The organism is Sulfidibacter corallicola (assembly GCF_017498545.1).
In the GTDB taxonomy this organism is placed as follows: Bacteria; Acidobacteriota; Holophagae; order Acanthopleuribacterales; family Acanthopleuribacteraceae; genus Sulfidibacter; species Sulfidibacter corallicola.
In genome coordinates this window covers 9,822,408-9,835,646 of record NZ_CP071793.1, presented here as the reverse complement: position 1 = coordinate 9,835,646, position 13,239 = coordinate 9,822,408, and the positions used below count along the sequence as shown (strand labels likewise).

Below are 13,239 nucleotides of genomic sequence, written 5' to 3'. Positions count from 1 at the left end.
TGCCTCAGTTTTAAACTATTCAGCACCCTGACCGATGAGATTTCCATGCTTTCTCAAAAATAGAGTTATTTGAATTAAATTTGCTTGGTCATTGGTTTTGCCATGATTTTTCGTGTCGCGGACATTCCGATCGGTCTCAAATTCACGTTGTTCGCCACCTTCGTGGGAATCGTCTTCCTGGTGATGTACTGGTTGATGTGGGTCGGTCTCTCGCCGATCGCCAGGGAGTGGGAACGCTACGATCGAACCGTGGCCCAACGCGAGGTCTACCTGTTGGAGTTGGACCGCAGCCTCGGTTTCGGCGGTGCCATCCACCATCTCAAGAACTACATCCTGCGCGGTGACGCGCGCAGCCGAACGGCTTGCGAAGCCAACTTGAGCCAAGCGCTGGGGGTTCTGGAAGACTATCGGAAACTGGGCAACCTCACCGCGGACGAGAACCGCGCGCTCGAGGATCTGCGCCAGGTGATCCTGGCGTTTCAGGAAGGCTTCGTCATGGCGTCGGCGCTGCACGAGAATCGGGTGATGCCGCGCGACATCGATTTTCTGATCATCGTGGACAACGAACCGGCCATCCGAGCCTTCGAGACCATCAACCGCACCAGTTCCAAAATGAAACGGGAAGCCGGCGAAGCGATTCGACATTCGATCCAGGGTTCGTTCACGAGATTGGGGCTGAGCCTCCTGTTCGCGTTTGGCATCGTGTGTGTGGGTTGTTTCCTGCTGGGCCGTGCGGTCATCGACCCGTTGAAGAAGAGCGTGGTGGCCTTCGAAGACCTGGCCCACGGGCAAGGCGACCTGACCGTGCGATTGGACGCGTCGCGCAAGGACGAACCCGGACGCATGGGCTACTGGTTCAACGCCTTCATCACCCAATTGAAGGACATCATTCAAAGCATTCACGTGAATTCCGAAACCCTGGCCCAGTCCTTCGAGGACATGGCGGAAAGCCGAGGAACGCTGACCGGCTCCGTTCAGGTTTTGGGGCAATCGTCGGACGGCCTGACGAGGGCCAGCGCCAGTGTCGAGAACCAGATGTCGAACATTTCGGCCAGCGTGGAAGAGTTCAATGTCACCATGACCGCCGTCTCGTCTTCGGCCTCGCAGGTTTCCCAACTGATGACGGAGGTCTCGGACCGCGCCGACCGCGCTTCCATGCTGGCGCGGCGGGCCCACGAGGTGGGGCGGCGAGGTAGTGACACCATCGATTCCCTGGGCAAGTCGGCGACCGATATCGAACGCGTCGTCCACCTCATTCAGGATATTTCCGAGCAGATCAAGTTGTTGGCCCTGAATGCCGCCATCGAGGCCGCTCGTGCAGGAGAGGCGGGTCGCGGCTTCAATGTGGTGGCGACCGAGGTCAAGGCGCTCTCCAATCAGACCAACCACGCGGCGGCCAACATCGCCGGCCTGGTGACCCGCATTCAGGAGGAGATGGCCAATGCGGTCGAGGCCAACCAGGGCATCTTTTCCAGTCTTCAGGAGATTTCCCATATGACGGAGGAAATGGATACGTCGGTCAAGCAGGCGACCGAATCCAATCACCTTATCGCCCAGAACATTCTGGAAGCGAAATCGGGATCGGCGGTCATTACCGAGTCGCTGTCCCACGTGTCGATGTCCTACCAGAACCTGGTGGACAACATCCGTGAAATCGACGGAAGTGTCCAAACCAATTCAGAGGCCCTGATCCGGATCGACGAGCAGCTCACCAGCGTGACCCAGATCGCGGTGGACATGCGCCAAATCGTCCAGAAATTCAAACTGACCTGAATTGTGTCGCTCCAACCCGTTGTGCCGGAATACCTTTCATCCATCGATCGCGATCCAGTTTTTTCCTTCATCCCAATGACCGAGGTTCGGATATGTCTCAGAAACGAAGCGCCCTGGCGCGAATGATCGTCCTGTCGGCCGTCACGCTCGCATGGTTGAGTGTGCCGCCGGTTCCCTGTTTGGCCGCGGATTCGGCGCCTTACGAAATCGGAATCCACCTGCGCCTGCGTTACGAGGACAAACAGGATTTCAATTTTCTGGAGGGTTCCCAATCCTATGGGCTCACCCGACTACGGCTTGCCGGCAAGGTTCGGTTGGGAGAGGGGGGCAGCTACGCCTTTCTCGAACTTCAGGACGCCAGGGTTCATGGCGAGGACGATCCCGGGGTTCCCGCCGTGCGAGAAGAGGTCACGCCCAATTTCTTCGTGGACGAGTTGGATGTTCACCAGGGCTACCTGTTCTGGCGGATCGGCGAACGGCTGGGGCTCAAGGTGGGACGGCAGAAGTTCAACCTGGGCGACAAACGGTTGGTGGCCTCGTTGGAGTGGGCCAATACGGCGCGGGTGTTCGACGGCGTTCGGTTCACCATCGGCGATCCCAAGGCGCGGTCCCTGGACGTGATCGCGTCACAGCCCGTGACCGTGAACCCAGACGATCCCAACGATTGGGCCCGGGTGGGCAACCGCTACTTCGACAGCGAATTCTACGCGCTGTACTTCACCGACAAGGCCACGATCGACCAAGGCTCCTACGAGCTGTTCCTGTTCCATCGGAGACAGGACGAACTCGACGACGAGGTGTGGAACCTGGGTGGACGGTTGACCAAAAAGTTCGGCCCGGTGACCTGGGACCTTCAAGGATCGCAGCAGTTCGGCGATTACAACGGGTTGGATCACCAAGCCCACGCCTTCGTGCTGGCCGGAACCTATGCTTTTGCCACGAAAGGGCTTTCCCAAATCGGTGTGGCCTACATCCAGGCCTCCGGCGATGGCGATGCCCTGGACGGAGACCACGAAACGTTCGACAACCTGTATCCCCTGAACCATGCCAACTACGGCTATATGGATTTTTTCGGGTTACCGAATCTCGAAAACTGGGAAGTCACGCTAAAGGGTCGCTTCCCGCGGAATCTCCAGTGGCGTTTGGCCTGGCATCGTTTCAGTCTGGTGGAATCCGACCAGGATGCCTGGTACAGCGCGGGTTTGGCACCGCTTTACACACCGGTCGTGGGGCCCGAGGCCAACGAGGATCACGCCGGTGACGAGGTGGATTTCACCCTTTCTTTCCCCATTCTGCCGAAAAAGCTTACGGTGGCCCTGGGGTACAGCCGCTTCCTGGCCGGCGATTATCTAAGTGTGCGCGGCCGCGACACCGATGCCGATTTCTGGTTCGTGCAAGGCCTGCTGACCTGGAACTACCGGCCGACCCGATAGACGTCAGCCGAAGGAGTCTTCCATGCGCCCTTATTCGAGATGGATGTTGCTCGCGAGTGCCTTGGCGATGTCGGTTCCGGTGGTGGCCGCCACGCCGACGGACGTGTATTACTTGGCCCAGTCGCTGAAGAGCTCCGTAGCGCAGGCATACCAGTTGCCCCAACCCAAATCGATCGACTACTTGACCCATAACATCAAGCCCCGCAATGTGTTCCAAAAGGCGATGGGTACCTTGTCCGAATTCGAGACCCTGTTTCCAGGTTCCATCGAGGCCTCCGTTCTCGATGCCGCCAACGCCAAGGAGGCCAGGTCCATCTCTCCCGACGACGTTTTCGAGCTGCTGGGGCACCTGCGTGACGCCATGCAGGCCAAGGGCTTTTACCGCACCGATGCGGGTCCGCGGTCGGCCAAGGTTCCCAGCGATGTGTTCCATCGATTGCAGCACCTTTCGGCGCGTTTTCGTCAGCTCGCGGCGAAGCGCGGCGTCACCGTAAACTGGGGCACGCCCGAGCGGGTCTTCGCGCTCAATTTTCGGGAGGTCTACCCCATTCTGCGCCAGTTCGTGACGGGCAAGCGGGGAACGCCGGAAGCCTTCGTCTTCCGCGCCAAGGGCGCGCCCGACGTCAAGCCTCGCCACATCTTCGCGTTCCAGAGCACCCTGTACCACCAAATCGGGAAACACTATCGAAAGGAACGGAATTACGATCCCATCGTCTTCGAAGACTACACCCAGATGGATCGAATCACCCCCGATGACGTGTACCACATATCCCTGATCGTCATCGGCGAGATCAAGTTCCTGATGGGCGACCATGAGTTGGCGCCGGAGGAACTGCGACAATTCGAGAATTGGAAAAGGACCAAGAACAAGATCGGGCCCGGTGACGTGTACCATCTGCTCCGCCACAACTTCTTCATGACGGTCAAGGCGATTCAGGATTCCCGGTTGTAATGAATCCGCTCGGAGGGTGTCTGTCTCTCGGGCATTACCGGAAACCGCATTCCGCCACTCCAAGGGGCTTTGGAACAAGGAGATCGCAGAGATTGGGGAGGAGGGGTTGGTTGGGCGACCACAGGGTTCCCGGGTCGGAAACGAATCGCAGCGAATCGCTCGGGAGTTCCCGCATTTGTGGAAGAGGCGTCCTTGCAGTAGGTTGGCCCGCCGGGCCGACTTTTTGAGAGGGATAGTCATCTATAAGTATCTTGATTGAAAAGTATTATGCGTGCCTGTCCCCCCGGAGTGTCGCTTTCCGGTTGTAATGAATCCGCTCGGAGGGTGTCTGTCTCTCGCGCATTGCCGGAAACCGCATTCCGGCACTCCAAGGGGCTTTGGAACAAGGAGATCGTAGAGATTGGGGAGGAGGGGTTGGTTGGGCGACCACAGGGTTCCCGGGTCGGAAACGAATCGCAGCGAATCGCTCGGGAGTTCCCGCATTTGTGGAAGAGGCGTCCTTGCAGTAGGTTGGCCCGCCGGGCCGACTTTTTGAGAGGGATAGTCATCTATAAGTATCTTGATTGAAAAGTATTATGCGTGCCTGTCCCCTCGGAGTGTCGCTCTTGGCTCCTCTTTGGCCTCAAAAATCTGTCCACGGATCACACAGATTGACACGAATTTTTAAATCATCCTCGGATCCCGTGTTCCCGATTTTTTGAGCGACCGGTGGCACTTCGAGGATCATTCCGTGGAAATCCTTTGGTTCGTGTAATTCGCTTACGACTGGCTCGTTCGTCAATCCTTGCGGCCTTGCGTCAACCGGTTCGCCGCCTCGTGGGTGAGGTAGTGGTCTTCGCCTAGGCGGTCGGCAATGGCGCGGTAGGCATCACCGAGCAGGGCTCTGGCTTTTTGGGAATCGCCAAGGTCTCGGAGGATCTGCCCTTTGATGGAGTCCGCGACACGATGGAACTCGTGCTCCGGCGGCAGGCAGTCGGCGTAGATCGCGGCGGTCTCTTCGATCAGTGGCAGCGCCTCTTCGTCGCAGCCCAGATCGGCCAGGACATCGGCGAGATCGATCAGCGCATCGGCGATCAAGGGATGTTTGGGACGAAGCACCTCGCGACGTTTGGCGAGCACCTCGCGAAGCAGGGTTTCGGCGTGTTGGGGAAGCCCTTCCAGTCGGAGGAGGCGGGCTCGCTGGTGGCCGATCTCCGGGAGCAGGAGTCGATCCTGGGTAGATTGCGCCTGGTTTTTGGCCTGATCGAGGAGGGTTCGTGCCTCATCCAGTTGACCGAGTTTGAGGAGCGAGCCTGCGAGAGCTGATTGGATGAATAAACGGTCGTCGTGGTCTTGGGGTAGTAGTTCGGTGGCGAGCTGCATCGAGGTGCGGTAGTGTTGGGTTGCTTCTTCGAGCTTTCCGACTGAGATGTAATAATCTCCTATGAATTTGTTGCAGCTCATAACTAACAAGTGATTTTCACCCAATGTCTTTAAAAACAGAGAAAGAGCGTGCTGCAATGACTCATCGGCTTCGAGGTACTTTCCTTGGGCATGCAACGCCCTCCCTAAATTCCTCAAAGATTTACCAATATCTACGTGGTTTTGATGGAAAATCCCCATTCTAAGAGTTAAAGTTCTACGGAATTCCTTCTCGGCCATTTTATAGAATCCATTTTTAAAATTTGAATGAGATATATTATTGTAAACAACTACGGAGTGAGGATGGTTTTCCAATGACAATTCATCTATGACTCCAAGGGCCTCATCAAAAGCCACCCCAGCTTCACTAAATTTATAAATTTTGCTATAACACGTCGCTAAATTGTTAAACCGTATAATTATATGCGGATGATATTTGCCAAAAGCATTGCGCTGAATTTCTATCGCGTTTTTCAAGAGCGGCAATGCTTTTTCGTAATCTCTCGTCGCTATATGAATTCTTGCAAGAGAATCAAGTCGATGAGTGGTGTGAGGGTGGCCTCTCTCAAATATTACCTTATCAATCTCCATAGCTTTCATTATAATAGATTTAGCCTCATAAAAATGTCCGTTTCGTCTTAATAGTCTCGCTAAATCTGCTAATCCTTCAGAGACCCTAGGATGAAAATCACCATATATGTCTTGAAACGTAGATAGGGCTTCTCTTGCCAGTTCTTCAGCAGTTTGGCCACTTCCCAAATGAAGCAGTATACCAGATAACAACATCTTGCACTCACCGACCAGCAGATGTTTGCGGCCATTTTCTTCTCGAGCGATTAATAGAGCTTCTTGCAACAGCCGTCCCGCAGCATAAAATTCACCTTTATCTCTGAGCAACATCGCTCGGTTCATTTTCATTTTTAACAGAATTGGATGATATTTATCGACTAATTGACTCGCATTCGCTTCTGCAAGATCGAGATTTAATTCGGCATTTTCGTAATCTCCCTTTTCGATATATTGAAGACCCAAGTTCTGGTATGTCTTGGCTATTTCCAGATGATGGGTACCATAGCGTTCTTGTTGCAGTGCCAGGAGGCTTTCCAGCTCGGCTACGGCATTGTCGTAGTTCCCCAAACCGGACTCCAGCTCCGCTCGCTCTTGGAGGTATACGAACCGTTCCTCCATCGATCGGCTGGGGAGTCCCGCTTCGGCTTCTTCGAACGCGGCGGTCGCCTTGACGTAGTTGCCCTTGAGGAACCACTGTCGCCCCTGGGCATGGGCCAGCCGGGATTGATCCCCCTCCTCCGCCGTCACTCCTGTGCTCCCAGCCAGCGCGTCCAGGTGGGCCTGGGCCGCATCGTACTTTCCGCGGAGCTGAAGCGTGCGAATCAGTTCCAGCTCGGTGAGGAACGCTTCCTTCCCGCTCGGATCGCCCTTCGTCACCGCGCCTTCGAACAGCTCCTGGGCCTGCTCGTGGTGGCCCAGGGCGTTGTACACCTTGCCCATCGTCGTCTTCAGGCGGACCTCGACTTCCGGCTGGTCCAGCAGGCCCGTTTCGAGCTGGCGGCGGCCGTTCTCCATGACCTCGAACGCGCTCACTTCACGGTTCTTGGAAAGGTTGGGGTCGGTCTGCTCGAACATGGAGACCAGGAAGTCGGTGACGTGCTCGGCCGTGCGCTTCTCCCGCGAAATGACCGATTGCTGGTGTGCGGCGTAGGCCGAGAACAGGACGAGGAACGACACGACGCCCGTGATCAGCGACAACGGCCACGGGTTGCGCAGGACGAATTTGCGGAAGCGGTAGAGGGTGGTGGCGGGGCGGGCCTCGATCGGAAGCCCCCGCAGGTAGGCGCGCACGTCGGCGGCGAAGGCCTCCACGCTGGCGTAACGGCGCTTGGGGTCCCGCTCCAAGGCCTTGAGCGCGATGGTGTCCAGGTCGCCCCGCAGTTGACGCGTGAACCGGCCCGTGGTCTCGCCGTCCGCGCCGCGCATCCGGCTGGGTTTGGTGATGGGAGCCTCGTTGACCGCCCGCATCACACGCGCCAAGTTGCGGGGATTGAGGCGGTAGGGCCGTTGGCCCGTCAGCATTTCGTAGAACAGGATGCCCAGGCTGTAGACGTCCGCCGTGGCACTCAGCCGCTGGCCGTTAACCTGCTCGGGGGAGGCGTATTCGGGGGTCATCATCGGGGTGGAGAGCGCGGTGACGGTTCGCTGCTCGCCCGTGTCGGGGTTGAGCACGGCCGCGATGCCGAAATCGAGCAGCTTGGGTTCGCCGTCGGGGCCGACCATGATGTTGCGCGGCTTGAGATCGCGGTGGATCACCATCTGTTGGTGGGCGTGACTCAACGCGTCGCAGATCTTCAGGAAGAGGCGCAGGCGATCCCCGAGGTCGAGGTCGTGGCGTGCCAGGTAGGCGTCGAGCGTTTGACCGGCCACGTACTCCATCGCCAGCCAGGGCTGACCGGAGGGCAAGGTGCCGGCGTCGATCAGGTGGGCGATGTTGACGTGGCGCAGGCCCGAGAGGATTTTGCACTCCTTGCGGAAGAGCGACATCATCTTGGGGTTCCATGAGTGGAGGGTCTTGAGCGCGACCTGGAGATCGAGGTCGTCGGCGCGCGTGGCCAGGTAGACGTTGCCCATGCCGCCGCGACCCAACTTCCGTTCGATGCGGAAGGGACCGCACACCGCCCCGGGCCCCAACGCCGCCTGGCTGTGAAACCCATCGACGGGAGGTGCTTCTTCGAGCCGCCCTTCCGGTTTCGCATCCTGGGGTCGGGCGTCTTCCGGAACCGGCGCCTCGGCGCGGCTGGCGTTCGCCGCGCTGGCGTTCACCGCGCCGAAGGCCGTCATCCATTGGGCCAGCGCCTCGGGATCCCGGGCCTGCACGAAGTGAAGGAGCCGAAGGGTGTCATGTTCGGGACGCGGTTCGGAGCCCAACCCATCGGGGTCCGGCCATCCGGGGTCCGGCCTACCGGGGTCCGGCCTACCGGGGTCGGCGGGTCGTTCGGTCATCGTGGCACTCACTGCTCGTTTCGAAGAGGCGGGTTTCCGTTGGGTTCCGGACTCGGTGATCTCGCGGTTGGCACGACGGCCTGTTCGTCGGATCGTCACTCAAAAAAGGGAGCGCCAGGTGATCTGCGGTCGATGGGGAGATGAGACAGGCGGGGGTGCGGCGGATTCCGTTGGGTTGGCAAACAAGACGTCTCACAAACACACACAGCCTCAATCAAGACGTCTATTACACGACATTTTACACCCAACACGGACATGTTTTATAGGAAAAATGTGCGCGCCCATCGCGGGATCGCGCCAGCATCCGTGTGACACCCGGATTGGGGACCCTGCCTGGATGCGCGCCGTTCGCGGCCAATCCTGGAGGATGGCCGCGGGCGCAGCGACCCCATGTTTGGTCCACAACTTATTTAAAACGCGTGCCGAAGGCGCGCCACCAGCAGGCGTCCTGAAGGGACGACACAATACAGCGAAGGGTGAGACGCCGGGACGGCGGCGTAACCCTGGTTGTCTGGAGTTCCCCCATCGAGCTCTGAAGGAGCGGGGCTACGAAGCCCCATCGGCGTTCACACCACCTCCGTTGGTCCTGACCGGAGCCCCCTCTTCCCGACAGGGCGTCACCCCCGATGACGCTTCGCGGAGCCGCCCCTACAGGGCTGGAGACCGGGGACTCCCAACAACCAGGGTTACGGTGCCTCAACGGCACCTCACCCTTCGCTGTACTGTGTCACCCCTCCGGGGTGCCCGCTGGTGGCGGGCCAGAGGCCCGCGTTCTAAATCAATGGTGGTCCAAAGTGACGTCCGGTCGCACCTTCAGCGCGACCCGGGGCGGGTACCCATCCATATTGACGATCGATTCGGGATAGGTTCCCGTCAGTCTTCCGTTTGTCGCGAAATCCAGGATCCATTGAACACCCGAACCTTGACCCCTGCCTGGATGCGTGCCGTTCGCGGCCAATTCTGTATGGATGGCCGCGGGCGCAGCGACCCATGTCTGGCCCACCGTGCTCCCGAACCTGGACCCCTGCCCGGATGCGTGCCGTTCGCGGCCAATCCTGGAGGGATGGCCGCGGGCGCAGCAACCCCATGTTTGGTCCACAACTTATTTAAAACGCGTGCCGAAGGCGCGCCACCAGCAGGCGTCCTGAAGGGACGACACAATACAGCGAAGGGTGAGACGCCGGGACGGCGGCGTAACCCTGGTTGCCTGGAGTTCCCCCATCGAGCTCTGAAGGAGCGGGGCTACGAAGCCCCACCGGCGTTCACACCACCTCCGTTGGTCCTGACCGGAGCCTCCTCTTCCCGACAGGGCGTCACTCCCGATGACGCTTCGCGGAGCCGCCCCTACAGGGCTGGGGACCGGGGACTCCCAACGACCAGGGTTACGGTGCCTCAACGGCACCTCACCCTTCGCTGTACTGTGTCACCCCTCCGGGGTGCCCGCTGGTGGCGGGCCAGTGGCCCGCGTTCTAAATCAATGGTGGTCCAAAGTGACGTCCGGTCGCACCTTCAGCGCGACCCGGGGCGGGTTCCCATCCATATTGACGATCGATTCGGGACAGGTTCCCGTCAGTCTTCCGTTTGTCGCGAAATCCACTTTGGTGGGGACAGTCACCCATAAATGCTTCGATCAAAGGGTTTTGTGGGTGCCTGTCCCTAAAGTTGCCCGACGTGGCGTCGTTATTCCTCAGCGACCGAGGCTGGACTTACAGGAGCCAGGCGTGTGGTCGACGGCGAACGAATCGCCCACACTGGCGCTGCCGATGCGAACCTCGGCCGAGGTGACGATGAACCGGTAGTAGAAGCTGCGTTGGTAGCTGCCGGTGTTGGGCACCAGATCGGATGTGTGCAGGTGCCCGTTGATGTAGGTTTCCAAGAGGATGGTGCCCGCTTCCAGATTGGTTTCCCAGTCGACGCGAAACTCGAGCCCATCGCCGTAGCAGATGTTGGTGGCGTCGGTCAGGTCCAGATAGCCCTCTGCCGGGAGATCGTCCTCGACGGTTAACCAGGCCTGATCGGAAACGGTTTGGCCGCAGATCCGGGTGGTGATCTCGACGGTGTAGACGCCTTGAGCCGCGTTGGCGGGAATGTCCCAGGAAAAGGACTGGTTGGCGGCGGGGATGCCCTCGGCGAGCAGGATTTCGGCGCCACTGGGATAGGTCAGCGAAAGGGCGACCAGGGCCGTGTCGAGGCCTTGGTGATCCCAGGAGATTGGCACCGTTTGACCGGACTCGAAAATGTCGCCGTCCGGTTGGACGAGGCTTAGGCTTTGCGTCGTGCCGTTCCAGGATGCGCGAATGTCGTAGCCGACGCCGTTGAGTACGTGGGTCGGGCCGCTGTAGCCGCGGCCACCCGGAAGGGGTTCGACGGTCGTGGCGCATTCGACGCTGACATGCCAGGTGGAGGCGCCCTCGGGGAGTGGAATACACAGGCTCTTGCTGCCGGTGGCGATCACGTTCTTGTGCTGGGTGTTGCTGTCGAACGCCAGATCGTTCCCTTGCCGGGCGTAGAGGTTCAGGTGGTAGGCATGGTTGTCGTTGACGTCCAGGCGTTCATCGAGATCGATGGTGAGGAAGCCACCGTGGTTGGCGGGGACCTCGACCTTGAAATGGTGGTACTGCTTGTCGCCGATTTTAGTGAATCGGTTGTGCACCGGCTCCGGGCGGTGGGGATTGGTGTCCTGCACGATGCTGAGGGTTTGGTTGTTTTGCAGTTGGTGCTTGACGGTTGGCGTGAGGTTGCCGTCGATCGCGTAGTGGATCATGGCCGCTGCGATGCGGTGACCCATCTCACCGGAAGTCGTCCACTCGGGGTGGCTGCCGGTCACGACCTGCCGCCCGCTGGAGGGAGCTCCGCCGATGGTGTCCTGATGGGCCCAGACGCTGGGGAGCTGATAACCCGGAAAGCCGGGCGAGGCGTAGCGGAGCAGGACTTCGGCATCGCTCGGCACGCCGCCATCGCCGGGATTGCGGATGTAGGCGCCGCCCTGGTGATCAATTCCGGAGAAGCTGGTCAAACCGTCGAACTGATCGTACTGCAGGAGTGGCGAATCGGAAGGAAGCGTGTGATCCTCGGGTACATGGCTTCCCAAAGCGGCGGTCGGCAACACGTCACCCGAGAAGATGTTCATGTAGCCACTGTCCGTGAGGAACGCGCCGGCACAGGACCCGCCGTAGCTGCCGCCGTTCCAGTAGAAGGTGTCCCAATGATTGTGCCCCGAGGAGTTGGTCCAGAATACATGGGCATCGCCGCCGGTGCTGTAGGCCAGGGCGAATCGAGGCGAGCCGTCGGGATACAGCAGGCCGCCGTTGGTGTCGATGCTGGAGCCGCCCAAAAAGGCGTTTTGCTCGGGAATCTGGTGCTGAAACGGGGTTGCCATCGATTGTACCGAGTATCCCTCGGCCACCGCGATGTCACGGGGACTGCCGGACCCCAGGCCATAGCCGGAGTTGATGAGGACGTCGCGAAAAAAGCCCTCTTTCTGCTGGGCGGCAGCCGGCAGGGCGACCAGGGCCATCATGGCGAGCGTCAGGAGTTGGAGGATGCGGGACCACCCGCGGGAACGGGGGAAAAGACGGAGGCCGTCGTGTGAGAAACGCAGGATCAAGGTGTGCTCCTTGTGAAACGTGGATGGCGAGGCCGGGTAAGGATGGCCGGCACAAGTGCGTATTCCAGTTCGCCGAAACGCGCAGAGAAATCTCCAACCAAGATCCATTCGAAAACGAGGACCGGTGGGGACAGTCACCCATAAATGCATTGATCTGAAGATCTTGTGGGTGCCTGTTTCCAGGGGAGGTTTTGTGGGTGCCTGTCTCCAGGCACACTCATAGCATGCGGGAACACCTCAGTTGGGTCGCTTCGACAAGTACATCCGGCGGATGTACCTACTGGGCGCGGCGAATCTCTCGGCATTGGGGAACTCCATGCGGATTCGTTTCAAGAGAATGCCGCAAAAACGGAGCGTGCGCTCAACTTGATTTCGAGGAAGAGAACCGTGGGGACAGTCACTCATAAACGCGTTGATCTGAAGATCTTGTGGGTGCCTGTCCCCGATTTGCCGATTTGCTCGATTTGTTCTAGCTCATCGAGGAGCTTCGCAAGCGCGCTCGAGGCAGTCGGGGCACGCTCCTCGGAGTTGGATCGTCGCTTTTTGGATCGATGTCGCCCAGGGACCGTCCATCGACATCGGTGCCGCGAGCTCCGCAGGCAGGCAAGCGACGCGGCCACAGTCCTCGCAGACGAAGTGCGGGTGACGATGGCCGTCCTCTCCCGCGCCGGCGAGCGCGTAGCGATCAATGCCTTCGACGCGGCTGACCACCGTGGCGACACCGGCGTCACGGAGTTTTATGAGGTTGCGATAGATCGTCGTCGGGTCCCAATCCGTCTCGCCAAGGCGTTCGAGCATCTCGGTGTGCGAAAGCGGGTTCTGGGCTTCCGCGAGCACGCGGAGCACCGCCAGTCGAGGGGCGGTGACCCTTAGGGCGCTCTCGTGCAATAGCTTTCGTGCCTCGTCCTTGGTGAGACTCATGACGGATCTCCACTCGGAAAGAAGTCTACTCGTGAAGTTTAGAAGAAACCACTTGCATATGCAATCCACTTGCATATATGGTTTTTGCAATTGGCTTGCAAGTGCATCCTGCTTGTGCACGCGGCCGCGGAGTTTCT

General features: G+C 59.2%; 6 protein-coding genes. 3 read left to right on the top strand and 3 right to left on the bottom strand.

Annotation, left to right across the window (positions count from 1 at the left end):
* Positions 1-102 precede the first annotated feature (102 nt).
* From J3U87_RS29810 to J3U87_RS29800, 3 genes are all read left to right on the top strand, one after another.
* Complete coding sequence (locus tag J3U87_RS29810; RefSeq protein ID WP_237379443.1) at positions 103-1,773, top strand: methyl-accepting chemotaxis protein; 1,671 nt, start codon at positions 103-105, stop codon at positions 1,771-1,773.
* A gap of 92 nt (positions 1,774-1,865) precedes the next feature.
* Positions 1,866-3,206 carry an alginate export family protein gene (locus J3U87_RS29805; protein ID WP_237379442.1) on the top strand — a complete coding sequence of 447 codons (1,341 nt, stop codon included), beginning with the start codon at positions 1,866-1,868 and terminating at the stop codon, positions 3,204-3,206.
* Between the two features lie 22 nt (positions 3,207-3,228).
* Positions 3,229-4,158: a hypothetical protein gene (locus tag J3U87_RS29800; RefSeq protein WP_237379441.1), complete on the top strand. Its 930-nt coding sequence runs from the start codon at positions 3,229-3,231 to the stop codon at positions 4,156-4,158.
* A 777-nt stretch (positions 4,159-4,935) separates the two neighbouring features.
* Here the strand turns inward: J3U87_RS29800 and J3U87_RS29795 are convergent.
* The 3 genes from J3U87_RS29795 to J3U87_RS29785 form a co-directional block, all read right to left on the bottom strand.
* A complete protein-coding gene (locus J3U87_RS29795; RefSeq protein WP_237379440.1) occupies positions 4,936-8,574 on the bottom strand; it encodes a tetratricopeptide repeat protein in 3,639 nt (1,212 codons plus the stop codon).
* 1,687 nt (positions 8,575-10,261) lie between these two features.
* A complete protein-coding gene (locus J3U87_RS29790; protein ID WP_237379439.1) occupies positions 10,262-12,181 on the bottom strand; it encodes a GPI anchored serine-threonine rich family protein in 1,920 nt (639 codons plus the stop codon).
* A 474-nt stretch (positions 12,182-12,655) separates the two neighbouring features.
* Complete coding sequence (locus J3U87_RS29785; protein WP_237379438.1) at positions 12,656-13,102, bottom strand: Fur family transcriptional regulator; 447 nt, start codon at positions 13,100-13,102, stop codon at positions 12,656-12,658.
* Positions 13,103-13,239: the final 137 nt, after the last annotated feature.

Bases quoted from the DNA above. Each gene is read 5' to 3' on its own strand.
- J3U87_RS29810 (WP_237379443.1), top strand. From the start codon at position 103: ATGATTTTTCGTGTCGCGGACATTCCGATCGGTCTCAAATTCACGTTG.
- J3U87_RS29805 (WP_237379442.1), top strand. From the start codon at position 1,866: ATGTCTCAGAAACGAAGCGCCCTGGCGCGAATGATCGTCCTGTCGGCC.
- J3U87_RS29785 (WP_237379438.1), bottom strand. From the start codon at position 13,102: ATGAGTCTCACCAAGGACGAGGCACGAAAGCTATTGCACGAGAGCGCC.
- J3U87_RS29795 (WP_237379440.1), bottom strand. From the start codon at position 8,574: ATGACCGAACGACCCGCCGACCCCGGTAGGCCGGACCCCGGTAGGCCG.
- J3U87_RS29800 (WP_237379441.1), top strand. From the start codon at position 3,229: ATGCGCCCTTATTCGAGATGGATGTTGCTCGCGAGTGCCTTGGCGATG.